Below are 25,688 nucleotides of genomic sequence, written 5' to 3'. Positions count from 1 at the left end.
CGTTACTGTTCAGTGGTCCTGCGGAGAACGGTGACTGGAAATCTCTATTTCTTCGGGCTGTGCTCCAGTCGCGCCACCGATTCAACATGGGGTGTCTGCGGAAACATGTCGACCGGCTGAATCTCGTTACAGCGATAACCCTGTTCGGCCAGAAGTGCCAGGTCGCGGGCCAGCGTCTCGGGGTTGCAGCTCACATAGATGAGCGTGCGCGGCGCGAGTGAGGCGACGGCGCGCAGTACCTCCGGCTCGCACCCTTTGCGTGGCGGGTTGACGCTGACCACAGCCGGCCGGGAGGTCAGCGCCAGGTCTTCGAGAATCTGAGCCGCATCGCCGGCCAAAAAGCGACAGTTGCCAAGGTCGTTGAGTCGTGCATTGTCCGCGGCGTTGCGCACCGCTTCCTGCACCACCTCAACGCCGGTCACCATCCGGGCGTCGCGGGCCAGATTCAGCGCGATGCCGCCGATGCCGCAATAGAGATCGACCGCTTCCTCCTCCTTGCTCAGCCCGGCCCATTCGCGCGCCAGTTGATAGATGCGCTCGGCCTGATCGTGGTTGACCTGAAAGAAGGCATTGGGCCCGATGCGCAGCTTAAGCTCGCCGACCTGATCCAGCAGGCTGGGATGTCCCATCATCCGCAGGGTCTGGTTGCCCCAGATGACATTGCCGCTGCCGGTGTTGATGTTCTGATGCACCGATACTACGTTGGGAACCTTTTTCACCAGCCATTTGGCCAGATGGATCACTTCGCGGTCGCAGCGCTCGCGGGTGACGAAAGTCACCATCGCTTCGTTGCGCAGCGGGCTGACCCGCACCACCAGGTAGCGCAGCAGCCCGTGATCCTTGTCGGGGCGGTAAACAAAAACCCCCTGCCGCTCGATCTCCTCCCGCACCACCGCCACGACCTCATTGATCAGCGGGTGATGCAGCGGACAGTCGCCGATGTCGATCACCTGATGGGTGTTGCGGCGGTAAAGGCCGATCATGACCTTGCCGCGCTCCTTGCCGATGGCCAGCTTGGCGCTGCTGCGGTAGCCCAGCTGCCTGGGCGCCTCCAGGACGGTATTGACGTTGATTTCGGTCAATTGAGGATAGGTGGCCAGAGCGCGTGCCACTTTTTCGTGCTTGAAATGCAGCTGCGCCGCGTAATCCATGGAGATCAGCGGACACCCCTGGCACTGCTCGGCCTTTGAGCAGTTCTGCCGACGGCTGCGTTCGCGGGCGTTGGTCAGTCGTTTGACCATGCGGGCCCCGATGGTGTGGCGCCCCTCGTATTCAATCTCCGCCAGAATCTTCTCGCCCGGCAGAGCGCCGACCACCCGCACGGTTTTGCCGCCCTGCTCAACCAGGCCGATGCCTTCGTCGTCGAGCCGCTCGATGGTGAATTCTTCTCTGCGTTGCTGCTGACCTTTTTTACGCCGTGCCGTCATGTCAAACCTTTCTTGCGGTAACAGAATGAGTTGTGGCAAGTTAAGACTTTGCGCTCCCGCTGTCAATGAGCTTCCACGGTGCTATGCCTCATTTTGCGGCGTGCTGTGCTCCAATGATTCCAGATGAAAGGTTGAAACCGGTCCCATGAACCATCAATCCCGCCAGATCCATGTCGGATCCGTCGCCGTCGGGGGCGGCGCGCCGGTGACGGTGCAGTCCATGACCAGCACCGATACCCGTGATGTCGCCGCCACCTGCGCTCAGATCGACCGCCTGGTCGCCGCCGGCTGCGAAATCGTGCGTTGCGCGGTACCTGACGCCGATGCCGCCTCCGCCCTGGCATTCATTAGAACGCACTGCCCGATCCCTCTGATCGCCGACATCCATTTCGACCATCGTCTGGCGCTGCAGGTGATTGCCGGGGGCGTCGACGGCTTGCGCATCAACCCCGGCAACATCGGGGACCGCTGGAAGGTGGCGGAAGTGGTTGCCGCCTGCCGCGATCATGGCGTACCGATCCGCATCGGCGTCAACGGCGGCTCGCTGGAGAAGGCGCTGCTGGAAAAGCATGGCCATGCGACGCCCGAAGCGATGGTGGAAAGCGCTCTCGGACACGTGCATATCCTTGAGGAACTGGGGTTCGATCAGGTCAAGATCAGTCTCAAGGCCTCCGACATTCGGCGCACCGTTGCCGCCTATCGCCTGCTCGCCCGGCAGGTGGACTACCCGCTGCACATCGGTATCACTGAGGCGGGCACCACCTGGGGTGGAACCATCAAAAGTGCGGTGGGGCTCGGAGTTCTGCTGCATGATGGCATCGGCGATACGCTGCGGGTTTCCCTGACCGGCGACCCGGTGGAAGAGGTCAAGGTCGGCTGGGAAATTCTCAAGTCCCTTGGTTTGCGCGAGCGCGGTCCGGTTTTCGTCAGTTGCCCGACCTGCGGCCGCTGCCGGGTGGATCTGATCGCGGTGGCGGAAGAGGTGGAGCGGCGCCTGCGCGACCTGCCCGAACCGCTGACGGTGGCTGTCATGGGCTGTGCCGTCAACGGACCGGGCGAGGCGCGCGAGGCCGATATCGGTATTGCCGGCGGCGAAGGGCAGGGGCTGCTGTTCCGCCGTGGCGAGGTGGTGCGCAAGGTGCCGCAGGCCGAGATGGTCGAGGCCCTGGTGGAGGAGGTTCAGTCTCTGCTGGCAGAGCGTTCCGCCGGCTGTCACAGTCAGGATAAAGATCACTGAGAAGGAGGTTGTGCAGATTATGGTTGTCGATGCTGAAGAATGGGAGCTCAAGCCCGAAGATCGGGAGTTGCGGGGATTCTGGATCGATCTGGGCAGCCGCATGGAGAAGGATGGCGCCTGGGCGCGCATCGAATGGCTCATTGCCGAGCGGCTTGAACTGGTGGCGCGGGGCGAAGGGAAAAACGCCCTGTATCGCGATCCTCGGGACGGGCGCCTGTGGGAGCTGGCCCATGACCACGCCGCGCTCAAGGATGGCGGCCCTCCACGCCTGAGCCTGCTTGACGCCGAGAGTGCCGCGCAGCGCTACAATCAGCTGGAAAACCCTTGAGGCAGAGATCATGGGCGAAGTGAACGTCTTTGCCGATCATTTTTCTGCGCTGGCGGAGGGCTACCGGCAGTATCGCCCCGATTATCCAAGACGGTTGTGGTATGAACTGTCGCAAAGGGCACCCGGGCGAAATATAGCATGGGACTGCGGCTGCGGCAGCGGCCAGGCGGCGCTGGGGTTAGCTGAATTCTTCGGGCGGGTGATGGCTACCGACGCCAGCGCCGAGCAGATTGCCCGCGCCCGTCGCCAGTCCAAGGTAACCTACCGCGTCGCGCTGGCGGAAGCATCTGGACTGGCCGATGCGGAAGTTGATCTTGCCGTGGTCGCACAGGCTCTGCACTGGTTCGATGTCGAGGCCTTTTACCGTGAAGCCCGGCGTGTGCTGGTTCCGGGAGGGTTGCTGGCGGTTGTAGGCTACGGCTGGCTGTCCGTCAATCCGCCCATCGACCGCCTGCTGCATCACTTTTACGCCGGGATCCTTGGCCCCTGGTGGCCGCCCGAACGCCGCATTCTCGACCAGGGCTACCGCACCCTGCCGTTTCCTTTTCCGGAGTTGTCGGCGCCGCGCCTGACGTTGCGGGCCGAATGGGATCTTTCCCAGTTGCGCGGCTATCTGGAAACCTGGTCGGCCTTGAAAAACTACCGCTCAAGCCAGGGTAGTGACCCGCTGGCCCCGCTGCTGCCTGCGCTGGTCCGCCTGTGGGGCGACCCCCGCCGGAAGCGCCTGGTGACCTGGCCACTCTTTCTGCGCCTTGGCCGCGTCGACTGAGCATCCCACACCCCTCACCCCTTGCGACTAACTTTCCCAATCCTCCGGTGCAAACAGCGCCTCCACTGACTTTTTCCCCGGCGGTACCATGGGGAAACAGTAGCAGTCAGGATCGATGTCGATATCGATCACCACCGGCCCGTCGATCTCCATAGCTTTCTGCAGTGCGTGGGAGAGTTCATCCTTGCGGCTGACCTTGATGGCTTCGACCTTGAAGCCGCGCGCCACGGTGCAGAAATCCACATGACTGCCCAGATCTGTGGCGGCATAGCGCTTCTTCAGGAAAACGTGCTGGAACTGGCGCACCATCCCCAGTTTGCCGTTGTTGAGGATGATGGTTTTGACCGGCAGATTGTAATATGAGCAGGTGGCCAGCTCCTGAATGTTCATCTGGAAGGCGCCGTCGCCGTTGATGGCGAACACCGGCTGCCCTTTGCGCCCCAGCGCCGCGCCCACCGCCGCCGGCAGGGCGTAGCCCATGGTGCCTAGGCCGCCGCTGGTCAGGTACTGGCGCGGCTGATGGAAGCGGAAGAAGTTGGCGGTCCACATCTGCGAGAGCCCGACGTCGGAGGCCACCACCGGTGATTCACCGGCGACGCGGCAGATGGCATCCATGATCTCGTGGGGCATAAGAGCCTCACTGTGCGGGCGGGGCAGGGGGGCTTCTTTCTTCCATTCCTCGATCTGGTCGAGCCAGGGGGAGCGGTCCTTGCTTTCCACCAGTTCTACCAGGCGCTCCATGGCTTCGCCGGCATCGCTGACGATGGGCAGATGCACCTGCACGGTTTTGCGGATGCTGGCCGGATCAATGTCGACCTGGATGATCTTGGCGTTGGGCGCAAACCCTTCGATGCGACCGGTAACCCGGTCGTCGAAGCGGGCGCCGATGGCAATCAGGCAGTCGCATTCATGCACCGCCATATTGGCGTACCAGGCGCCGTACATGCCGAGCATGCCCACCGACAGAGGGGAGTCGGCGTCCATGACGCCAATGGCCATCAGCGTGTTGGTGACCGGCAGGCTGCCTTTTTGCGCCAGGGCGCGCAGCGCTTCATGGCTGTTGGAGAGGGTAATGCCGCCGCCGGCATAGATCAGCGGCCGCTTGGCCTTGTTGATGAGGTCAGCCGCTTTTTTAAGCTGCTTGATGTTGAGGATCGGCATCTCCTGGTAGCCGCGGCGGCGGATCTCGGTCGGGATTTCGCCGCCCCAGCGCGCCGCCAGCACGTCGCTGGGCAGATCCACCAGAACCGGGCCGGGGCGCCGGGTGCGGGCGACATAAAAGGCTTCGCGGATGATGCGGCCGAGATCCTTGACATCGGTAACGACATAGTTGTGCTTGGTGATCGGGCGCGTGATGCCGGTCATATCCGCCTCCTGGAAGGCGTCGTTGCCGATATCGGCGGTGGTGACCTGACAGGTCAAGGCGACCATGGGCACCGAATCCATGTAGGCGGTGGCGATGCCGGTGACCAGGTTGGTGGCGCCGGGGCCCGAGGTGGTCAGGCAGACGCCCACCTTGCCGGTGGTGCGCGCGTAGCCGTCGGCGGCATGGGCTGCGCCCTGCTCGTGGCGTACCAGGATGTGGGCGATCTCCCTGTCATCCATCAGGGTGTCGTGCAGCAGCAGAGTGCGCGCCCCCGGGTAGCCGAAAATGGTGTCGACCCCTTCCTGCTTGAGACATTCGATCAGGATCTGTGCTCCGGTTTTCATGGCTGTCAGTTCTCCTTTATGTTGATCACCCGCGTGGGCAGAATCCGAAATAAAAAAGGCCGCGGGGAGGAGGTGCCCCGCGGCCTTCGGCGTGTGCGCGTCAGAGGGGGCGGGTTTTGACCCGCGTTCCCCAGGGTATGCTGTTTGTAGCAGGCCTTTGAGCAGCGGCGAGTCGTCAGGAAACGACGACTACGACGACTGAAACTGGAAACCGCTGCAGAAAAGGTAGTTTCTGAAACATTGTTCTATCTCCCTGTTGCCGCAACTATAAAATGGGAGTTTTGGACCTGTCAAGCGCTTCTTCGATGCAGGTTTCAATCCCGTTCAACTGTTCCGCTGGCGGGCACCGCGCGCTTGAAGGCCCAGGCTTCGATCTTTTTGATCTGCTCCGCCATGGTGACTGACAAGGGAACCGTGCGGCTGATGGCCTCGGTGATGTCGCGCTGGTGCATCGGTCGATTCAGTGATAGAGCCTCAAAACCCGCGCTGACTACCGCCTGCTCAATTTCTGCGCCGGAAAAGCCTTTGCTGGAGTGGGCCAGCATGCGGCAGTCAAACTCTTCCTCGTCGAAGCCACGCTGGGCAAGATGAATGCGGAAAATCTCCTCGCGCTCCTGCAGCCCCGGCAGAGTGACATAAAAAATCTCATCAAAACGCCCTTTGCGCAGGATCTCTGCCGGCAGCATCTCGATGGCATTGGCGGTGGCGGCCACGAAAACCGGGTGTTTTTTCTCCTGCATCCATGTCAGGAAATAACCGAGGACGCGGGAAGAGGCACCGCCTTCCGCCTTGAAGCCCTGGGTGGTGATTCCCGCCTCGATTTCGTCGATCCACAGCACGCAGGGCGCCAGCGCCTCGGCGGTTTTGCAGGCGCGCCGCAGGCTGGTTTCCGGTGAGCCGAAGGCCTGGGAGTAGACGGTGGCCATGTCGAGGCGCACCAGCGGCAGATGCCAGCGGGCCGCAATCGCTTTGACGAACAGGCTCTTGCCGCAGCCGCTGATCCCCATCATCAAAACCCCTTTGGGGAGGTTGCGTCCGCTTTTCAGCCCCTCCAGCCCGTAAGCCTTCTCCCGCTTCTCCATCCAGGATTTAAGGGCCTGCATGCCGCCCACCTGTTCCGGCAGGGTGTCGTTTTCAACGAATTCCATGATGCCGCTTTTTTTCAGGATCTGCTTTTTGGCCTGATACAGGTTGGCGACAACTCGGTCGATATCGCCGCCTTTGGTGACGCGGGACAGGCGCAGCGCGCGTTCAAGGTCGGCCAGGTCGAGCCCCTGCGCCGCCAGTGTCAGCGCCTCCAGGTCGTTGTCGTTGCGCAGCACTTGGGCGAGATACGGGTCTTTGCCCCGCTGTTCTTCAAGGTAGTTCTGGATTTCGGTGCGGTCGGGCAGCGCGTGGTCGAGGATCAGAAAGCTTTCGCGCAGGTTCTCAGGAATGTCTGGCCTGGGTCCGATGAAAACCAGCGATTTGACCTCCGGGCGTCGCACAGCGGCGAAATCCTTGAGGGTGCGCTGAATGTGCGGACTGTTTCCCCAGAACCAGGTCATGTCCTTGAACAGATAGATGCCATGCCCCTCGCGTTCGACCGCCCAGCGCAGTCCGGCCAGCGGATCGATCGTCTCCTGATGGCCGGCAAACCCCTGGTTGCAGTCCCATTCAAGGGGAACCGGCATCCCCTTGATGCCGTGCAGAGCCGCGCGTGTGATTAAAGCCTCGGTACGGCTTTCGTTGTCGGTGGTGATGAAAATCAGCGGCGTTTTGGCGGCCACCAGTTGGCAGAACATGGGAAAATTGAGGTTGTCTTTCATGGGAGGTCCTCATGGTGAATGAGTGGGGATCGGCATTGCACCCATGATAAGGGACGTCCCTGTGGAAGACAAGGTTTTGTGCCGGCACAGCACAACTACGATTGTTGCATTCGGGTTAAAAATGGGCTAGTTTGCTTTTTCCATTGAGGACACATTCAAGAGGTTTTGCCGTGAGGTGGGTTTATGCGTTACAGCCAGTATCTGTTGCCGACTCTGAAGGAAACCCCGTCCGATGCCGAAGTGGTCAGCCATCAGCTGATGCTGCGCTCCGGCATGATCCGCAAGGTCGCTGCGGGGATCTACGACTACCTGCCGCTGGGGCTGCGCTCTCTACGCAAGGTGGAGCAGATCGTGCGCGAGGAGATGGATCGCGCCGGTGCGCACGAGGTGCTGATGCCCATGGTGGTGCCGGCGGAGTTGTGGCAGGAATCGGGGCGCTGGCAGCAGTACGGCAAGGAGTTGCTGCGCTTAAAGGATCGCAAGCAGGGCGAGTTCTGCCTCGGCCCCACGCATGAGGAGGTCATCACCGACATCGTGCGCAACGATGTGCGCTCCTACCGCCAGCTGCCGCTCAATCTCTACCAGATTCAGACCAAGTTCCGCGATGAGATCCGCCCGCGTTTCGGCTTGATGCGGGGGCGCGAATTCATCATGAAGGATGCCTACTCCTTTGACATGGATGATGCGGGCGCTGATCGATCCTATGACAGGATGTATCAGGCGTATCGCCGGATCTTTGAACGCTGCGGCCTCAAATTCCGTGCGGTGGAGGCCGATACCGGCAACATCGGCGGTTCGAGTTCTCATGAGTTCATGGTGCTGGCCGCTTCGGGGGAGGACGAGATCGTGTCCTGCGACAGTTGCGAGTATGCGGCCAACGTAGAGAAGGCAGAAATCCGCAACGCAGGGCAGACGGCTGCCGAGCCCGACGCCCCCCTCGAGAAGGTGCTGACCCCGGCGCGCAAAACCATCGAGGAAGTCAGTGCTTTCCTGAAGGTTGAACCGCGCCGGCTGATCAAGACCCTGATCATGCAGACTGATACCGGCGAAACCCTGGCGGTTCTGCTGCGTGGCGACCGGGAACTCAACGACATCAAGCTCTGCCGCCTGCTCGATTGCGCCTGGGTGGAGATGGCGACAGAGGATGTGGTTCTGAAAGCCACAGGCGCTCCCAGCGGTTTTGCCGGGCCGGTCGGGCTGGACCTGCGCATCGTTGCCGATCTCGAAGTCCAGACCATGAGTGATTTTATCGTCGGGGCCAACGAGAAGGATGCCCATTTCACCGGGGCCAACCTGGGCCGCGATATCGAGGTCGAGCAGTTTGCCGATCTGCGTAAGGCGGAAGCCGGAGATCCCTGTCCGCGCTGCGACGGACTGCTCGAAGTGTGGCGCGGCATCGAGGTGGGGCATGTGTTCAAGCTCGGCACCAAGTATTCCGAGGCTCTTGGTGCAAAAGTCCTCGACGACCAGGGGCATGAGCGGACGCTGGTGATGGGATGCTACGGCATCGGCGTCGGGCGCACGGTGGCTGCGGCCATCGAACAGAACCACGACGAAAACGGTATCATCTGGCCGCTGGCGGTGGCTCCGTTCCAGGTCCTGGTGGTGATGCTCAACCCCAATGATGATGCGGTGCGCGAGGCGGCGGAGGATCTTTACCAGCGGCTGCTGGCGGCCGGCGTCGAGGTGTTGCTCGACGATCGCGACGAACGTCCCGGCTTCAAGTTCAAGGACGCCGACCTGGTCGGCATCCCGCTGCGAGTGACCGTCGGAGCGCGTGGTCTCAAGGACGGTCAGGTGGAATTCAAGGAGCGCGCCGGCGGCGAGGTGCGGATGCTGCCGCTCGGTGAGGCCGCCGCCGAAGTGGCTGAGCAGGTTCGCAAGGGGCTCGGCCTCTAACTGGAACGCAGGTTGTCATGGCGAGTGTCACTTTAGATCAACAGGGACGGCTGTTTCTGCCGGCGCGCCTTGCGCGGCGCTTCGGGCCGCGCGCCTTCGATGTCGCCTCCGAATCGAACGGCCACCTCTTTCTGCGCGTCACCGAGGATGCCCACCCCATTCTTATGACTGGGACGCTCGGCGAAATCTCGCCGGTGGATCTTCTCTCCTTTTTCAATATGTTCCGCAAGACGGGAGTGCTGCGCTTTGACCTGGAGGGGGGGCGCAAGGATCTCTATTTTCAGGATGGCGAGATCGTGGCGGCTTTGAGTTCCTTTGAGCAGGAAAATCTCGGCGAAATTCTGTTCTCCCTCGGCAAGGTTGAGCGAGACTCTCTCGACCGGCTTGCTGGACGCCGGGAAAATCAGAACTTTCTGGTGAAATTTCTGCTTGATCAGAATCTTGTCAGCCCGCGCGATCTGTGGCAGGCCGTTCGCCATCAGGCGGAAACGATCGTCTACCATTTGTTGCCTTTCCAAAGCGGCAGCTTCGCCTTTCAGGCCAAAAGCCTGGAGAAAAAAGATCCCTTCCAACTCAGCATGAACACACAGAATCTGCTTATGGAGGGGTTGCGCCGGCAGGATGAGCGACAGCTTTTCATGCGCCTGATCCCTTCAATGGATTGCATTGCCCGGGTGGGCGACAAGATTCCGGAGGGGCTCGGCGGCAGTGAGCAGGCTCTGCTGGACATGATCCGCTCCGGGAAGCAGTCTGTTGCAGAGATCGTGCGTCGCAGCGGCCTGGGCGATTTTGAAGGCTTGCGGGTACTCTATCATCTGGTTGAGCGCGGTGCTGTCAGGGTTGAAGCCGAGGACTCGACGGATGATACGGGTGCCCTCGGTGAAATTCTGGCGGTTCTCAATGACGGCCTGCGCCTGATTCATCAAGCGGCCTGCAAGGTTGATCCTCAATTCCATCAGCGGGTCATTTCTCTGCTGCGCGAACTGCCCCAGCCCTATTCCTATATTCTGCGTGATGCGGAGATCGAAGAGGACGGGGTGCTGGCCTCGTCCCGTATTCTGGCCAACCTGGCCGGTCTGGAAGAAGGAGACAAGCGGCAGCTGCTGGTTGATGCGGTGGGAGAGCTTCTTTATCTTGAAAGTCACGCCGCACGAGAAGTGCTTGGCGATGAGAAGGCGGCGGCAGTGGTGGCCGACGTTAAAAAAGCGACGGCGCGTGCCGGCGAGATTCTCGGGAGGACAAAATGATTGAAAACGCGCGGCAGAAGCTGATTTTTGCCCTTGATGTGGATCAGTTCGAAGAGGCCGAACACTTTGTCAAGCTGCTGCACGACAAGGTCGGCATGTTCAAGGTCGGCAAGCAGCTGTTTACCCGCTGCGGCCCCGAAGTGATTCACATGATCAAAGGGGAGGGCGGTGACGTCTTTCTCGATCTCAAATATCACGATATTCCCAATACCGTGGCTATGGCCTGCCTTGAAGCAGACCGTCTGGGGATCGGCATGTTCAACGTGCATGCCCTCGGCGGCAGCGAAATGATGAAAACCGCGGCCGACGCCGTGCGCAACCGCTGTGCCGCAGAGAAGCGACAGATGCCCCTGATGCTGGCAGTCACGATCCTGACCTCGTCTGCCGAAGAGACTCTGCGCGAAATCGGCATCGAGCATTCTGTTGAAGAGATGGTGCCGCGTCTGGCCCGCCTGGCCCAGGAAGCCGGTTTCGGCGGAGTGGTTGCCTCTCCCCGTGAAATCGGGCTGATCCGTGAGGCCTGCGGTCCTGACTTTGTCATTGTCACCCCCGGCGTGCGTCCCGCAACGGCTTCCGCCGACGACCAGAAGCGCGTGACGACTCCCGCCGATGCCATCGCTTCAGGAGCGGACTATCTGGTGGTGGGGCGTCCCATCGCCAAAGCGGATGATCCGGTGGCGGCCGCCGAGGCCATCGTCGAGGAAATGGCCCAGGCTTTGAGTCCGCGCGCATGAGTGAAGAGATCATCTACGGCATCAACCCGGTCGATGAAGCACTTAAGGGGCGGCGCCGCAAACCCCTCGAGTTGTTTGTTGCCCGTGACAGTGGCCCCAGGGTGCGCGGGTTGGCGGACGCTGCCCGCAGGCGGGGAGTGCCGGTGCGCGACAGTGATAAGAGCGAACTGGAGCGTCTGGCCGGAAACAGCCGTCATCAGGGAGCGGTTCTGCGCATTGAGCCCTGTTCCTATGTCGAAATTGATGACCTTCTCAAGATCGGGCGTGACAGGGGGGAACCCGCTTTCCTGGTGGCTCTTGACGGGGTGACCGATCCGCACAATTTTGGAGCGCTGCTGCGTTCCGCTGCGGGGGCCGGCTGTCATGGCGTGATCTGCCCGCGCGACAACAGCGCCCCGGTGACCGGAGTCGTCGAGCGCGCCGCTGCCGGTGCCCTGGAGCATGTCGCCCTCTGTCGGGTCGTTAACCTCGCCCGGACCTTCGATCTGCTTAAAAAAGAAGGGCTTTGGATATACGGCCTGGCCGGCGAGGCGGACCAGTCCCTGTACAGCATCGATTTTACCTCTGATCTGGTCCTGGTAGTCGGCAGTGAAGGCAAGGGGCTGCGCCCCAACGTGCGCCGCCACTGCGATCAACTGGTCTCCATCCCTATGCAGGGTGGGGTCGGCTCCCTCAACGTGTCGGTCGCCGGTGCCCTTTCGCTGTTTGAGGTGGTGCGACAACGGCGCAAAGGCTAAATGCAGGCCTCGAACTTAATTCTCTCCTCATAAATGAGTATAACCGTTAAGCACACGCCATCCGCTATCCTTCATTGAGGATCCCTGTCTGAGATAACATGCTTTTGCAGGAGCATCCCTGCGAAAGACACGACCTACGACCTTTCACCTCCTGCGTTTTCGCTTCCTCTGCAGAATAGTCAGCGAGATATATTTTTTTTAATCATTATGATTGACAGTTGTCCGTGATTGCGCTATTAAGGGATTGTCATGAATAATTCTGTTGAACCCTTAATAAAAAATGATTCGGATTTGGGAAGGGTCTCCGATCCGAACAGGGGCTGGAGGTCTGTGGTATGAAGCGTGTTTTGATCGTGGACGATAGTATATCCGTAGCCCGGCAGCTTGAAAAAATGGTCTCAAGCACCGGGGAGTTCGAGGTGATCGGCCATGCCAAGAACGGCGCCGAAGCAATCAAAGTCAATCAGTCCGAAGACCCGGACCTGATTTGCATGGATATGAACATGCCGGTGATGGACGGTTTGACGGCACTGCGAAACATTGTGGCTATGGACCGCAATGTGAAGGTTGTCATGGTGACCTCTCTCGGCGGTGTCGGTGAAAAATTTACCGAAGCAATCAAGCTGGGTGCCAAGAACGTGATCTCCAAGCCGTTCGAGGCCGAGACCGTGCTGCAGACTCTGCGCGAGGCGTAGCCGGCGGTATTCGGGAACCTGTGAACAATATGATATCGAGCAGAAAAGGGATCATGCTATGGCAGTGAAATTCTTTGGACAGTTCCTGGTGGAAAAAGGCGTTGTCAGCCGGGAGAAGTTGCTGGAGGCGATCGAGCTGCAGGAGAAGAACAACCTCAAATTCGGTGAAATGGCCCTGCTCATGGGAGTGATCTGCGAAGCGGATGTCGAGCGCGTGCATGATGCGCAGCGCAGCGAAGACCTACGTTTCGGCGACATGGCGGTCAAGCTGGGGCTGATCTCTCCGAACCAGATGCAGCAGGTTCTTACCCGCCAGAAAAACAACCATCTTTATATCGGTGAGGCGCTGGTGAAAGTCGGGGCTCTGGACGAAGGGGAGATCCTGCGTTACCTGGCGGAGTTCAAGGAGGATCAGGCACCCTATACCGCCGAGCACGTCAATCTGCCGCAGGGCGTGTCCAATCCGCAGGTCTGGGAGATGGCCGCTGATATGACCTACAAGATGCTGACGCGCATCGCTCAGTTTGCCTTCCGCCCCGCTCCCAGCGTAGAAGCGGAAACTGTTAACGCCCGTCACCTGGCGGTGGCGATGGACTTCAGCGGTTCAGTGAAATGCCGCTACGTCCTGTCGGTCAGTGAAGGTGCCCAGCAGGCTATCGCCAGGGCGATCCTGAAAGAAGATGATGTCTCGGATGAGCCCAGGGAAGTGCTGGATGATACGGTGATGGAGTTTATCAACATCGTCTGCGGCAACATCGCCGCCAAGGGGGCTCAGCTTGGCCATACCATGGAAATCACCCCCCCCGTGGTTATTGCCGAAGGCGGGAGCGAGGTTGAAGTTCCCCCCTCTTATCGCGCGATACGCTTTCCGGTTTACATCTCTGACGGCGAAGAGGTGGAGTTTTCGTTCTGGGTGGGTTGATTCTCCCTCTCGATTATTGCCCATGACCGTTGTTGTTGCCTGCCGGGGCCGTGTTTATCGCGGCCCTTTTTATATGGGTGCCCGGCCTGAGCGTGCCCGCTATGTTTTATTCTTGGCGCGCTGTCTGATTCAAGTTAGAATTCCCCAGTCCATCAGAGGCCCGAGTTTCACAGGGCCACCAATCAAAGAATGACACGCGGCGGATCATCCGCATGCCGCGTGCATACGTCAGGGTAAAACAATTTGAATCAGTCCCGTTTCTTTGCTGTATCACCGCTTGGCACCGAGGATCTTCTGGGTGCGGAAATCGAGGAGGCCGGCGGCGTCGAGCTGCAGGCAACTCCTAATGGCATTCTGTTCGACGCCACTCTGGAGAGTGCCTACCGTCTGTGCCTCTGGTCACGCGTGGCAACCCGGGTTTATCTTCCGGTGGCCCGTTTCGAAGCGCTTGATGGAGACCAGCTCTACGCCCAGGCGCTGGAAGTGGAGTGGGAAGATCACCTGCCCGCTGGCGGCACCTTTGCGGTCAATGCCCATCTGCGCCGTTCTGCTTTAAATCATTCGCGTTTTGCCGCCCTGCGTGTCAAGGACGCCATTGTCGATCGGCTGTGTGAGCGCTGGGGACAGCGTCCCGACGTGCAGCCGCAACGCCCCGATCTGCAGGTCTCTCTCGATGTGGACAAGGATCAGGCGATGCTCAGCATCGACCTGGCGGGCGAGTCTCTGCACCGGCGCGGCTACCGCAGGGTGGGCGGAGCCGCCCCGCTGAAAGAAAATCTGGCTGCAGCCGTTTTGCTGCGTGCCGGATGGGCCGATGCGGCACGCAGGTCAGCCCCCTTGCTCGATCCGTTGTGCGGCGCCGGGACGCTGCTGATCGAAGGCGCTCTGATTGCAGCGGACGGAGCTCCCGGTTTGTGGCGCGACTATTACGGTTTTTGCGGCTGGCGCGGGCATCGCGAGGACCTGTGGCGGGCTGTGCAGGAAGACGCCCGGGAACGATTTGCCCAGGGGCTTGGCGGGCTGCCGGTGATCGCGGGCTGCGAGCGCGATCCCCATGTGGTGGAGTCGGCGAGGGAGAATCTGCGCGCCTGTGGTCTTGAAAACCATGTCCGTATCGATATCGGAGATTTCTCTACCTGGCTGCCGGAGATGGGACGAAGCATGAACGAGAGTGCTGCAGGCCTTGTCGTCACCAATCCTCCCTATGGAGAGCGGCTGGGCGACAAGGCGCAGCTTCAGGTGCTTTACAGCGTGCTGGGCGGTCAATGCCGGCAATCTTTCCCGGGCTGGCAGCTCAGTGTGTTTACTTCCAATCCTGAGCTTGCCTCCTTTCTTGGATTGCGCGCCTCGAGAACTCATTCTCTGCGAAATGGTCCGATCCAGGCCCGTCTTTATCACTATCACCTGGGCCCTGCACCTGCTGCGGATACAACCCCTCCTGCAAGCGGCGCTGAAGCAAAAAGCGATCACGACGATACCGCTTTGATGCTTGCCAACCGGCTGCGTAAGAATTTCAAGGCGGCGCAGCGCTGGGCCAAGCGGGAAGGGGTTTGCTGCTACCGGGTCTATGATGCCGATCTTCCCGAATATGCGGCAGCGATCGACTATTACGATGGACGGCTGCATATCCAGGAGTACAAGGCCCCTTCAAGCATTGATCCCGGCAAGGCAAGAAGGCGCCTTCAGGATCTGTTGCGGATCAGCTCCGAAGTTATCGAGGTTCCGCCGGACAGAGTTTTCCTCAAGCAGCGCAAACAGCAGAAGGGGGAGGCGCAGTACGGCCGGATGGGAGAAGGCGGCCATTTTTTCGAAGTCAGCGAGGGGCCGTGCCGCTTCCTGGTCAATCTCGGCGATTATCTGGACAGCGGTTTATTTCTCGACCATCGCCCGATTCGGCAGCGCATCATGGAGATGGCCGCAGGCAAGCGATTCCTCAACCTGTTCGCTTATACCGGGAGTGCCACGGTCTTTGCGGCTCGCGGCGGGGCGCAATCCAGTACCACTGTCGATGCTTCACGGACCTATCTTGACTGGGCGAAGGAAAACTTCAGGCTCAACGGGCTTGACCCGCGCCGCCACAAACTCGAACGCGCCGATGTGATGAGGTGGATCGATGCCGGCCGCGAGAAGTACGACCTCATCTTTCTTGATCCGCCGACATTCTCCAACTCAAAGACCCGCGGCCGTGATTTTGACGTTCAGCGAGATCATGCGGCATTGATCGAGTGGACCATGCGCCGCCTCGAGGCGGACGGAACGCTTGTTTTCTCAACCAACTTCCGAAAATTCCGGCTGGATGCCACTCTTTCCGAGCGATGGGAGGTGCAGGATGTCTCCGCACAGACGGTGCCGTGGGACTTCCGTCGCAGCCCGAAAATTCATCAGTGTTTCCTGCTGCGCCACCCTCGGGGGGATTAAAAAATGCGTTGCTGCCGAAAAAAAGCCTCGAGCCTCTTGACAACGCACGCCAAATATAATAAACCTCCACACTCATGCCGTCAGGGCTGAGCGTGGAGGGCAGGCAAGGCAATTTTATGCTTGCCTTTTGATTCGCTCTGGGGTATATATCCCTGCCCATGCTGGCGTAGCTCAACTGGTAGAGCAGCTGACTTGTAATCAGCAGGTTGCGGGTTCGATTCCTGTCGCCAGCTCCAGCGAGCGGTCGGGTGCGAGCCCATACAAATAAATACTGCAAGATACGGAATTTTTCTCTGGAGGGGTTCCCGAGTGGCCAAAGGGAGCAGACTGTAAATCTGCCGGCGTAGCCTTCGGAGGTTCGAATCCTCCCCCCTCCACCACTTAACGCATTCCGGAGGAAGGCCGAAGGGTGTCGCTTCAGGAGGCTGTTGCAGCCGTTTAAACTGAAAGCATCTTTCGGTGCGGATTCCAAAAAGCTTCTTTGAATCGTGTGAGGTTTTGGCGGGAGTAGCTCAGTTGGCTAGAGCATCAGCCTTCCAAGCTGAGGGTCGCGGGTTCGAGTCCCGTTTCCCGCTCCAGAATCTTTGAATTCTTCAGTTGCAGTTGAAATGAGCCCACATAGCTCAGACGGTAGAGCACTTCCTTGGTAAGGAAGAGGTCACCGGTTCAAGTCCGGTTGTGGGCTCCAGTTTTGTCTCGCTGGAGAATTTGCCGTTTCATGATCATGTCTTTTTTGGTCGCAGAACTTCCTTTGGGTCCCGTTGTCGCGGGACCGTGAGTCAATTTCAACAAACGTTCGCAAGCGCAACGGGAGGTTTAAGCAATGGCTAAAGCAAAATTCGAAAGAACAAAACCCCATGTCAATATCGGGACCATTGGTCACGTCGACCATGGGAAGACGACTCTGACCGCGGCGATCACCAAGGTTCTGTCCGAAGCCGGCGGTGCGGAATTCAAAGCATTTGACACAATCGACAATGCTCCCGAGGAGCGCGAGCGCGGCATCACCATCGCCACCGCTCACGTCGAGTACCAGACCGCAGCACGTCACTATGCTCATGTTGACTGCCCCGGCCATGCCGATTATGTCAAGAACATGATCACCGGTGCGGCGCAGATGGACGGTGCGATCTTGGTGGTCTCGGCCGCCGACGGCCCCATGCCTCAGACTCGCGAGCACATCCTGCTGGCCCGTCAGGTCGGCGTGCCCGCCATGGTGGTGTTCCTCAACAAAGTCGACATGGTCGACGACGAGGAGCTGCTCGAGCTGGTCGAGCTGGAGATCCGCGAGCTTCTGACCCAGTATGATTTCCCCGGGGATGACATTCCGATCATCAAGGGCTCGGCTCTGGCCGCTCTGGAAGGTCGCGACGAGGAGATCGGGAAGAAAGCCATCTTTGAGCTGATGGATGCCTGCGACAGCTACATCCCTGAGCCCGAGCGCGATATCGATCGTCCGTACCTGATGCCTGTCGAGGACGTGTTCTCCATCTCCGGTCGCGGCACCGTTGTAACCGGTCGTATCGAGCGCGGCATCGTCAAGGTCGGCGACGAAGTTGAAATTGTCGGGATGAAGGATACGGTCAAGACGGTTGTGACCGGTGTCGAGATGTTCCGCAAGCTGCTTGATCAGGGTCAGGCCGGCGACAACGTCGGGGTTCTGCTGCGCGGCACCAAGCGTGAAGATGTGGAGCGCGGTCAGGTCCTGGCCAAGCCCGGCAGCATCACGCCTCACACCCGCTTCAAGGCTGAAGCCTACATTCTGACCAAGGAAGAGGGTGGACGTCATACACCGTTCTTCAAGGGATATCGTCCCCAGTTCTATTTCCGCACCACGGACGTGACGGGTGTGGTTGAGTTGCCTGAAGGGACCGAGATGGTCATGCCGGGCGACAACATCGCGATGACGGTAAATCTGATCACCCCGATCGCCATGGACAAGGAACTGCGTTTCGCGATTCGTGAAGGCGGCCGCACCGTCGGTGCCGGCGTCGTCAGCGATATCATCGAGTAATCGGAGAAACCTTTATGAGCGGCCTCTTCGCCTTGCGGAGAGGCCGCTAAGGATAAGACAATGCGGGACATTGTGACTTTGGCTTGTACTGAATGCAAGCAGCGCAACTATACGACGACTAAGAACAAAAGGAATACGCCGGACAAGCTGGAATTCAGTAAGTACTGCCGGTTTTGTCGCAAGCATACTCCACATCGCGAAACCAAGTAGCAGCGGTCCAACGTTTGTCGCTCAAAGCCACAGGCTCGCTGTGGCTTTTTGTATGCAGGCCAGTAGCTCTAATGGCTAGAGCACCGGTCTCCAAAACCGGGTGTTGGGGGTTCGAATCCCTCCTGGCCTGCCAACTTTGAGAATAATCCTCTGTGAGGTTCCACGATAGTGTTTAAAAATGTATCTGAATTTCTGGCCCATGTGAAGTCCGAGTTGAAAAAGGTCACCTGGCCGACCCGCAAGGAGACCTACGCTTCGACTTCAGTAGTCATCCTCTTGGTGATTTTTATAGCCGTTTTTCTGGGTGCGGTCGACTGGATGCTGTCCAATGTCGTCAAGATGTTGCTCAGTTAGGCAGAACAAGGGGACGCTATGGGCATGAAATGGTACGGAGTTCATACCTATTCAGGGTATGAGAATAAGGTTAAGGCCAATCTCGAAGAGCGCATTCGGGCCCTTGGGTTCGAAGAGTCTTTTGGTGAGGTGCTGATTCCGTCTGAAACGGTGGTGGAATTGCGCAAGGGTGAGCGTAAGACCTCCCAGCGCAAATTTTTCCCCGGCTACATTCTGGTTCAGATGGAGTTGGACAACGAGACTTGGCATGTCGTCAAGGACACGCCCAAGGTGACAGGGTTTGTCGGCGGCAATAACAATCCCCCTGCAATCCCCGATGAAGAGGTAGCTAAGATCACCAGTCGGATGGAGGAGGGAGTCGAGAGGCCCAAGCCCAAGGTGGAGTTCGAGGTCGGCGAGACTGTTCGCGTTGTCGACGGTCCTTTCCTTAATTTCACCGGTGTTGTCGAGGATGTTAAGCCGGACAAAGGCAAGCTCAAGGTGATGGTGAGTATTTTCGGCAGGACGACCCCGGTCGAACTTGAATTTATCCAGGTTGAAAAAACCAGCTGATGATTGACGCTGGCTGCGCAATTTCAGGCGTTTAAGGAGAAACCGATGGCCAAAAAGGTTGTAGGTCAGATTAAATTGCAGATTCCTGCCGGTAAGGCTAACCCCTCACCGCCGGTTGGCCCCGCCCTCGGGCAGCATGGGGTCAACATCATGGAATTCTGTAAGGCGTTCAATGCTAAAACCCAGGATCTCGACGGGATGATTACACCAGTTGTGATCACCGTGTACGCGGATCGTTCGTTTACCTTTATCACCAAGACTCCTCCTGCGGCCGTACTTCTTATGAAGGCTGCCAAGCTGCCCAAGGGGTCTGGAGTTCCCAATAAGAACAAGGTGGGCAAGGTGACCAAAGACCAGGTGGTTGAGATCGCCAAGATCAAAATGCCTGACCTTAATTGTTTTGATCTTGATGCCGCTGTGCGCACCGTTGAAGGAACCGCGCGTAGCATGGGTATCGAAGTCGCCTGATCGACGGCGTAAGCGGGAGTTGAACAAAATGGCAATTGGAAAGAAGCAAAAGGAAGCTAAAGCCAAGGTCGATCGGACTCAGGTCTATTCATTGGAAGACGCCGTCGGTCTGGTCAAGGACTCGGCTTGGGCTAAATTCGATGAGACGGTCGATGTCGTGGTAAAGCTCGGAGTCGATCCTCGCAAGGCGGACCAGATGGTCCGTGGTGCCGTGGTTCTGCCGAACGGCCTTGGCAAGGACATAAGAGTTCTTGTCTTCGCTAAAGGGGAAAAGGCCCAGGAAGCCCAGGATGCCGGCGCAGACTTTGTTGGATCTGATGACCTGGTTGCCCGCATTCAGGAGGGTTGGTTTGATTTCGACACGGCCATCGCCACTCCGGATATGATGGGAACCGTCGGTAAGATCGGCCGCCTGCTCGGACCTCGTGGGTTGATGCCTAACCCCAAGGTCGGCACGGTGACCATGGATGTCGGTCGCGCCGTAAACGAGGCAAAGTCCGGCAAGGTCGAGTACCGGGTTGAAAAGGCCGGTATCATCCACGCGCCGGTCGGCAAAGTCTCCTTTGACGCGCAAAAGCTGCAAGAAAATATCGTGTCGCTGGTTGACGCTTTGATCAAAGCCAAGCCTTCAACCTCCAAGGGAACCTATTTGCGCAAGATCTGCCTATCCAGTACGATGGGGCCCGGCATCAACATTGATGTGCCGGCCATTCAGGCGCTGGTCAAGTAAGGTTTTTCCGTTCAGAGTGTTTCAGCTTCCCACTCACTCAGGGTCAAAGACAGCAGGGACGTATTTATGCGTTTAATCCCTGGATAGGGCTCCTGCCGAGGCTTGGAGAGGGTGTGACGAATACGGTTCGTCTCTCCCCGACCCTGCGGGAATGAAAGGCAATAGTGCCTTTCAAATTTTTAAAGAAAGGAGGAGAGACGTTGAACCGAACCAATAAGCAAGATCTGGTTGTCGAGCTCGCCGCAAAACTGGCTGATGCCAAGGCGGCTTTTCTCGCGGATTACCGCGGGATCAATGTTGAGAAGGTTAATCAGCTGCGAGCAGAGTTGCGTCAGACAGGTGCAGAGTACCGTGTTGTTAAAAACACCCTTCTGCGCCGTGCTGCCAAAGGGACCTCGCTCGAGTGTCTGGCGGACGACATGGTTGGGCCGACCGCGCTGGCGTTCGTCCTGGATGACCCTGTCGCGCCCGCCAAGGTTCTGAGTAAGTTTGCCAAGGCAAACGAAAAATTCGAACTTAAGGTCGGAGCTCTTGACGGCAAGAAGCTGACTGCTGACGACATCAAGGCACTCGCCGAGTTGCCCAGTCGCGAAGAGCTTCTCGCTAAAATGCTTGGCTCCATCAATGCACCGGTCAGCAACTTTGTCGGAGTGCTTGCCGCTGTGCCGCGCTCGCTGGTCCAGGTGCTTGGGGCGATTCAGGACAAGAAGGCGGCCTGAAAAAATTACTAAATCGATTACGGTACGTAAAAATTCGGAGGAAGATAGAAAATGGCTGATATCACGAAAGAGCAGGTTGTTGAGTTTATCGAGAACATGAGCGTTCTTGAACTGGCCGAACTGGTCAAAGAGCTGGAAGACAAATTCGGTGTTTCCGCGGCTGCTCCTGTAGCTGTGGCCGCCGCACCGGGCGCTGCCGCCGAAGCGGCTGAAGAGAAGGACGAGTTTGACGTCGTCCTGACCTCTGCCGGCGACAAGAAGATCAACGTGATCAAGGTGGTTCGTGCCATCACCGGCCTCGGCCTCAAGGAGGCCAAGGACCTGGTAGAGGGTGCACCTCAGCCGGTCAAGCAGGCAGTGGCCAAGGCTGAAGCCGAAGATCTCAAGAAGCAGCTTGAAGAAGCCGGTGCCGGCGTCGAGCTCAAGTAGCACCTCCCTTGCATAAGGCAGGACTAAGCCAAGGTCGCCGCGAGCGGCCTTGGCTATTCTACTTTCGCCACTCAAAGGAGAAAACATGGCTTATTCCATCGCGAATAACCAGCTTCTGAGGAAACATTTCACAGAGGTTCAGCGGATCATTGACATTCCTAACCTCATTGAGATTCAGAAAAATTCCTACAAGCGTTTCCTCCAGACGGAACTGCCTCCTTCGGCACGCCAGAATATCGGGCTTGAAGCCGTATTCCGCTCCGTCTTTCCGATTCGTGATTTCAGCGAGACCTGTTCGCTTGAGTATGTTTCCTACGGGCTCGGAACGCCCAAGTATGATGTTGAAGAATGCCATCAGCGAGGCATGACCTTCGCTGCGCCCATGAAGGTCAAGGTCCGCCTTGTGTCCTGGGATGTCGATAAGGAATCCGGCGTTCAGTCGATCCGTGACATCAAGGAGCAGGAGGTCTATTTCGGGGAAATTCCCCTGATGACCGAAAACGGCACGTTCATTATTAACGGGACTGAAAGAGTCATCGTCAGCCAGCTGCATCGCTCCCCCGGCGTGTTTTTCGACCATGACAAGGGTAAAACTCACGCCAGCGGCAAGATCCTCTACAGTGCGCGGGTTATCCCGTACCGGGGTTCCTGGCTTGATTTTGACTTTGACCATAAAGACATTATCTGGGTACGCATCGACCGTCGTCGCAAACTGCCGGCCACCGTGCTGCTTAAGGCTCTTGGCCACACAGCTGAAGAGCTGCTCAACTATTACTACGATGTCGAAGAAATTGTGCGTGATGAGAACGGCTATAAAAAACGCGTCAATCTTGAACTTCTCGCAGGGCAGCGCGCAGACCGTGATGTTGTTGATGCGGACGGTAATGTGCTGGTTCGGGAGAACCGTAAATTCACCCGCGCCGGCATTCGCAAAATTTCCGATGCCGGCCTTGAGTTTATTCCTCTCAGCGAAGAGAGCGTCATCGGTAAGATCGCCTCGACAGATATTGTCGATACCTCAACCGGTGAAGTCGTTGTCGAATGCAACGATGAACTGACGTCCGCGAAGCTTGAAGAGCTGCATGAGCGCGGCATCAGTCAATTTAAGGTTCTCTTTATCGATAATCTTTATGTCGGGTCTTATCTGCGGGAGACTCTGCTTGCCGACAAGATCGCGACGGCCGAAGATGCTATGATCGAAATCTTCCGGCGGTTGCGCCCCGGTGACCCACCGACCCTCAAGAGTGCGACGGCGCTGTTTGACAGCCTGTTTTTCAACCCTGAGCGCTACGATCTGTCGGTGGTCGGCCGCTTGAAGCTCAATTACAAGCTTGGCCTTGATACGCCTCTTGAACATACGACGCTGACCAAAGAAGATATTCTCGAGGTAGTTCGCTATCTGATCGATCTGCGCAACGGCAAGGGAGCGATCGATGATATCGACCATCTCGGCAATCGCCGGGTCCGTACAGTGGGCGAACTGCTCGAGAACCAGTATCGCATCGGGCTGGTCCGCATGGAGCGCGCGATCAAGGAACGCATGAGCCTGCAGGATGTCGACAGCCTCATGCCGCATGATCTTGTGAATTCCAAGCCGGTTTCGGCTGTCGTCAAGGAATTCTTCGGATCCTCGCAGCTCTCGCAGTTCATGGACCAGACAAACCCGCTGTCCGAGATTACTCATAAGCGACGGTTGTCTGCGCTGGGTCCCGGCGGCTTGACGCGTGAGCGCGCCGGTTTTGAAGTCCGAGACGTGCATCCGACCCATTACGGTCGTGTTTGCCCGATTGAGACCCCTGAGGGTCCCAACATCGGCCTGATTGCCTCTCTTTCGACTTATGCGCGTATCAATGAGTATGGTTTTGTGGAAACGCCCTACCGTATTGTCAAGGATGGGCAGGTCACTCACGAGATCCGCTACTTCAGTGCGTTGGAGGAGGAAGGTCACGCCATCGCTCAGGCCAATGCGCCGCTCGATGAAAATGACCGTTTTGTCAACGAGTTGGTGACTGCGCGGAAGAATGGCGAATTTGTCATGACTAACCGCGAAGAGATCGAGCTGATGGACGTTTCGCCCAAGCAGCTGGTTTCGGTCGCCGCATCGCTTATTCCGTTTCTGGAAAATGACGACGCCAACCGTGCTTTGATGGGCTCCAACATGCAGCGCCAGGCGGTGCCGCTGCTGCGTGCCGATGCCCCGCTTGTCGGCACCGGGATGGAGCGCATCGTGGCGCATGACTCCGGCGCCGCCGTTGTCGCCCGCCACAACGGTGTGGTGGAAAGTGTCGATGCCGCGCGCATCGTTATCAAGATCGACGAGGACGAGGTCGATGAAAGCGGTACCGGCGTCGATATCTACAACCTGATCAAGTTTGTCCGTTCCAACCAGAATACCTGCCTGAACCAGAAGCCGATCGTCAAAGTCGGCGACCGGGTCAAGCGGGGGGATATTATCGGTGACGGTCCGTCCACCGAGTGGGGTGAGCTGGCCCTGGGGCAGAACGTGCTTGTCGCTTTCATGCCGTGGGAAGGGTATAATTTCGAGGACTCGATCCTGATTTCCGAAAAACTGGTCAAGGAAGACCGCTACACTTCGGTGCATATCGAGGAGTTCGAGTGCGTTGCCCGTGACACCAAGCTCGGCAAGGAAGAGATTACCAACGATATCCCCAACCTGGGCGAAGATGCCCTGGCCAATCTCGACGAGAGCGGGATTATTCGTATCGGGGCTGAAGTTGGTCCCGGCGATATCATGGTCGGGAAAATCACTCCCAAGGGTGAAACGCAGTTGTCTCCTGAAGAGAAGCTGCTGCGTGCCATCTTCGGAGAAAAAGCCGGCGATGTACGTGACACCTCGCTGCGGGTTCCCCCGGGGGTTGAGGGTGTGGTGATCGGCGCCCGCGTTTTCTCCCGCAAAGGGGCGGACAAGGACAGCCGCACCGAAGTTATCGAACGCAGTGAAATCGAAAAGCTGCTCAAGGATCAGGAAGATGAGATTCGGATCATCCGCAATTCTTCTCGCGGCAAACTCAAGTCACTCCTGATCGGGCATACATCGGCGGTTACGGTCACCGACGACAAGGGCAATGTACTGCTGGGTAAAGGGGTTAAAATCACTGAAGATGCCCTGACCCGCATCCCAGTGTCGCGCTGGAGCGAGATCTCTCTTGCACAGGCCGATGAGGCCGAAGAGAAGCTGGCCGAGATCCTGCGGCGACTGCGTGAGCGTGAAGACCTCATCCGTGGGGTGTTTGCCGATAAGATCGAAAAAATCAAGCGCGGAGATGACCTTCCGCCCGGCGTCATCAAGATGGTAAAGGTTTACGTCGCCATCAAGCGCAAATTGCAGGTCGGCGACAAAATGGCCGGTCGCCATGGTAACAAGGGTGTTCTCTCCCGGGTTCTTCCCGAGGAGGACATGCCCTACATGGCCGATGGTACGCCGGTTGAAATCGTGCTCAATCCGCTGGGTGTCCCCTCGCGTATGAACGTCGGCCAGATTCTCGAGACGCATCTGGGGCTTGCAGCACGCACCCTGGGTGTGCAGATCGAGAAGGCGATCGCTGATGGACTCGCCACCACACCGATGAAGGAAAAGCTTAAAGCCGCTTACAATGATGAGGACACAAGCGTTTTTATCGATTCCCTCAACGACGATGAAGTCGTCTCCCTCGCGCGGCGCCTGTCCAAGGGTGTGCCGATGGCTTCGCCGGTTTTTGAAGGTGTTCCCGAGGACAAGATCAAGTCCGAACTTGAGCGATGCAACCTGCCGAAGTCCGGCCAGGTGATTCTCCATGACGGCAAGACAGGTGAAGCTTTCAAGGAGAAAGTCACCGTCGGCATCATGTATATGCTTAAGCTTCATCACCTGGTTGATGACAAGATCCATGCTCGTTCCATCGGTCCGTACAGCCTCGTAACCCAGCAGCCACTCGGGGGCAAGGCCCAGTTCGGCGGACAGCGACTCGGCGAGATGGAAGTCTGGGCGATGGAGGCTTACGGTGCGGCGCATGCCCTTCAGGAGTTCCTCACGGTCAAATCCGATGACGTGGCCGGACGCACTCGGATTTACGAATCCATTGTGAAGGGCAAGCACACTCTGGAGGCCGGACTGCCCGAGTCCTTCAACGTTCTGATCAAGGAACTGCAGTCTCTCTGCCTTGATGTTGAACTGCTTGAAGAGGACGAGGAGTAGCGTTATCGTATCGTGCTTTGCCGGCCAGGGCGACTTGGTTCCCCTGGCCGGCATCGCGAATGCGGTCGCAACCAACCATCACCATC

General features: G+C 58.4%; 22 protein-coding genes and 5 tRNA genes. 24 read left to right on the top strand and 3 right to left on the bottom strand.

Annotation, left to right across the window (positions count from 1 at the left end; all coding sequences use genetic code 11):
* Nucleotides 1-44 precede the first annotated feature (44 nt).
* On the bottom strand, nt 45-1,427 hold the full coding sequence (gene rlmD / locus GSUB_RS12810) for a 23S rRNA (uracil(1939)-C(5))-methyltransferase RlmD (RefSeq protein WP_040201125.1): 1,383 nt from the start codon (nt 1,425-1,427) through the stop codon (nt 45-47).
* Nucleotides 1,428-1,572: 145 nt separating this feature from the next.
* On the opposite strand from rlmD, the gene ispG reads away from it, so the two are divergent.
* The 3 genes from ispG to GSUB_RS12795 are packed head-to-tail and all read left to right on the top strand — an operon-like array spanning nt 1,573 to nt 3,761.
* On the top strand, nt 1,573-2,664 hold the full coding sequence (gene ispG / locus GSUB_RS12805; RefSeq protein ID WP_040201124.1) for a flavodoxin-dependent (E)-4-hydroxy-3-methylbut-2-enyl-diphosphate synthase: 1,092 nt from the start codon (nt 1,573-1,575) through the stop codon (nt 2,662-2,664).
* 19 nt (nt 2,665-2,683) lie between these two features.
* Entirely contained in the window at nt 2,684-2,992 is a 309-nt protein-coding gene (locus GSUB_RS12800) for an Imm27 family immunity protein (protein WP_040201123.1), read from the top strand.
* Nucleotides 2,993-3,002: 10 nt separating this feature from the next.
* The gene (locus GSUB_RS12795) at nt 3,003-3,761 is read left to right on the top strand and encodes a class I SAM-dependent methyltransferase (RefSeq protein WP_040201121.1); all 759 of its coding nucleotides are present in this window, start codon (nt 3,003-3,005) and stop codon (nt 3,759-3,761) included.
* Between the two features lie 27 nt (nt 3,762-3,788).
* Here the strand turns inward: GSUB_RS12795 and ilvB are convergent, their stop codons facing one another.
* Complete coding sequence (gene ilvB / locus GSUB_RS12790) at nt 3,789-5,471, bottom strand: biosynthetic-type acetolactate synthase large subunit (RefSeq protein WP_040201119.1); 1,683 nt, start codon at nt 5,469-5,471, stop codon at nt 3,789-3,791.
* A 314-nt stretch (nt 5,472-5,785) separates the two neighbouring features.
* Entirely contained in the window at nt 5,786-7,279 is a 1,494-nt protein-coding gene (locus tag GSUB_RS12785) for an AAA family ATPase (RefSeq protein WP_084212032.1), read from the bottom strand.
* Between the two features lie 183 nt (nt 7,280-7,462).
* Here GSUB_RS12785 and GSUB_RS12780 point away from each other — a divergent pair, with 183 nt between their 5' ends.
* From GSUB_RS12780 to rpoB, 21 genes are all read left to right on the top strand, one after another.
* Nucleotides 7,463-9,178, top strand: coding sequence for a proline--tRNA ligase (locus GSUB_RS12780; protein ID WP_040201118.1), 1,716 nt, complete (start codon nt 7,463-7,465; stop codon nt 9,176-9,178).
* A gap of 17 nt (nt 9,179-9,195) precedes the next feature.
* The gene (locus GSUB_RS12775) at nt 9,196-10,425 is read left to right on the top strand and encodes a DUF4388 domain-containing protein (protein ID WP_040201117.1); all 1,230 of its coding nucleotides are present in this window, start codon (nt 9,196-9,198) and stop codon (nt 10,423-10,425) included.
* Nucleotides 10,422-11,159: an orotidine-5'-phosphate decarboxylase gene (gene pyrF / locus GSUB_RS12770; protein ID WP_040201116.1), complete on the top strand. Its 738-nt coding sequence runs from the start codon at nt 10,422-10,424 to the stop codon at nt 11,157-11,159. The genes GSUB_RS12775 and pyrF overlap by 4 nt, the downstream gene beginning before the upstream one ends.
* A complete protein-coding gene (rlmB, locus tag GSUB_RS12765) occupies nt 11,156-11,896 on the top strand; it encodes a 23S rRNA (guanosine(2251)-2'-O)-methyltransferase RlmB (RefSeq protein ID WP_040201115.1) in 741 nt (246 codons plus the stop codon). The genes pyrF and rlmB overlap by 4 nt, the downstream gene beginning before the upstream one ends.
* A gap of 335 nt (nt 11,897-12,231) precedes the next feature.
* The gene (locus GSUB_RS12760; protein ID WP_040201114.1) at nt 12,232-12,591 is read left to right on the top strand and encodes a response regulator; all 360 of its coding nucleotides are present in this window, start codon (nt 12,232-12,234) and stop codon (nt 12,589-12,591) included.
* 58 nt (nt 12,592-12,649) lie between these two features.
* Nucleotides 12,650-13,513 (top strand): chemotaxis protein CheX, encoded by an 864-nt coding sequence (locus tag GSUB_RS12755; protein ID WP_040201113.1) that lies wholly within the window; start codon nt 12,650-12,652, stop codon nt 13,511-13,513.
* Between the two features lie 243 nt (nt 13,514-13,756).
* Nucleotides 13,757-15,931 (top strand): bifunctional 23S rRNA (guanine(2069)-N(7))-methyltransferase RlmK/23S rRNA (guanine(2445)-N(2))-methyltransferase RlmL, encoded by a 2,175-nt coding sequence (rlmKL, locus tag GSUB_RS12750; RefSeq protein ID WP_040201112.1) that lies wholly within the window; start codon nt 13,757-13,759, stop codon nt 15,929-15,931.
* Between the two features lie 160 nt (nt 15,932-16,091).
* A tRNA-Thr gene (locus GSUB_RS12745) sits at nt 16,092-16,167 on the top strand.
* A gap of 59 nt (nt 16,168-16,226) precedes the next feature.
* Nucleotides 16,227-16,311 (top strand) — tRNA-Tyr (locus GSUB_RS12740).
* Between the two features lie 121 nt (nt 16,312-16,432).
* Nucleotides 16,433-16,509 (top strand) — tRNA-Gly (locus tag GSUB_RS12735).
* A gap of 34 nt (nt 16,510-16,543) precedes the next feature.
* Nucleotides 16,544-16,619 (top strand) — tRNA-Thr (locus GSUB_RS12730).
* Nucleotides 16,620-16,754: 135 nt separating this feature from the next.
* Nucleotides 16,755-17,945, top strand: a complete 1,191-nt coding sequence (gene tuf, locus GSUB_RS12725; RefSeq protein WP_040201096.1) for an elongation factor Tu — start codon at nt 16,755-16,757, stop codon at nt 17,943-17,945.
* Between the two features lie 60 nt (nt 17,946-18,005).
* Complete coding sequence (rpmG, locus tag GSUB_RS18710) at nt 18,006-18,155, top strand: 50S ribosomal protein L33 (protein WP_083928855.1); 150 nt, start codon at nt 18,006-18,008, stop codon at nt 18,153-18,155.
* Between the two features lie 56 nt (nt 18,156-18,211).
* Nucleotides 18,212-18,288: transfer RNA gene (locus GSUB_RS12720), tRNA-Trp, on the top strand.
* A 35-nt stretch (nt 18,289-18,323) separates the two neighbouring features.
* Nucleotides 18,324-18,509: a preprotein translocase subunit SecE gene (gene secE, locus GSUB_RS12715; RefSeq protein ID WP_040201111.1), complete on the top strand. Its 186-nt coding sequence runs from the start codon at nt 18,324-18,326 to the stop codon at nt 18,507-18,509.
* Nucleotides 18,510-18,527: 18 nt separating this feature from the next.
* Nucleotides 18,528-19,061 carry a transcription termination/antitermination protein NusG gene (nusG, locus tag GSUB_RS12710; RefSeq protein WP_040201110.1) on the top strand — a complete coding sequence of 178 codons (534 nt, stop codon included), beginning with the start codon at nt 18,528-18,530 and terminating at the stop codon, nt 19,059-19,061.
* Nucleotides 19,062-19,106: 45 nt separating this feature from the next.
* On the top strand, nt 19,107-19,529 hold the full coding sequence (gene rplK / locus GSUB_RS12705) for a 50S ribosomal protein L11 (RefSeq protein ID WP_040201108.1): 423 nt from the start codon (nt 19,107-19,109) through the stop codon (nt 19,527-19,529).
* 28 nt (nt 19,530-19,557) lie between these two features.
* On the top strand, nt 19,558-20,259 hold the full coding sequence (rplA, locus tag GSUB_RS12700) for a 50S ribosomal protein L1 (protein WP_040201107.1): 702 nt from the start codon (nt 19,558-19,560) through the stop codon (nt 20,257-20,259).
* Between the two features lie 200 nt (nt 20,260-20,459).
* On the top strand, nt 20,460-20,978 hold the full coding sequence (gene rplJ, locus GSUB_RS12695) for a 50S ribosomal protein L10 (RefSeq protein ID WP_040201106.1): 519 nt from the start codon (nt 20,460-20,462) through the stop codon (nt 20,976-20,978).
* 51 nt (nt 20,979-21,029) lie between these two features.
* The gene (rplL, locus tag GSUB_RS12690; protein WP_040201104.1) at nt 21,030-21,407 is read left to right on the top strand and encodes a 50S ribosomal protein L7/L12; all 378 of its coding nucleotides are present in this window, start codon (nt 21,030-21,032) and stop codon (nt 21,405-21,407) included.
* An 85-nt stretch (nt 21,408-21,492) separates the two neighbouring features.
* Nucleotides 21,493-25,602, top strand: a complete 4,110-nt coding sequence (gene rpoB, locus GSUB_RS12685) for a DNA-directed RNA polymerase subunit beta (RefSeq protein ID WP_040201103.1) — start codon at nt 21,493-21,495, stop codon at nt 25,600-25,602.
* The last annotated feature ends 86 nt before the right edge of the window (nt 25,603-25,688 follow it).

The sequence above is a fragment of the Geoalkalibacter subterraneus genome (genome assembly GCF_000827125.1).
Classification (GTDB): domain Bacteria; phylum Desulfobacterota; class Desulfuromonadia; order Desulfuromonadales; family Geoalkalibacteraceae; genus Geoalkalibacter_A; species Geoalkalibacter_A subterraneus.
This window is presented reverse-complemented; position numbering and strand designations above follow the sequence as displayed.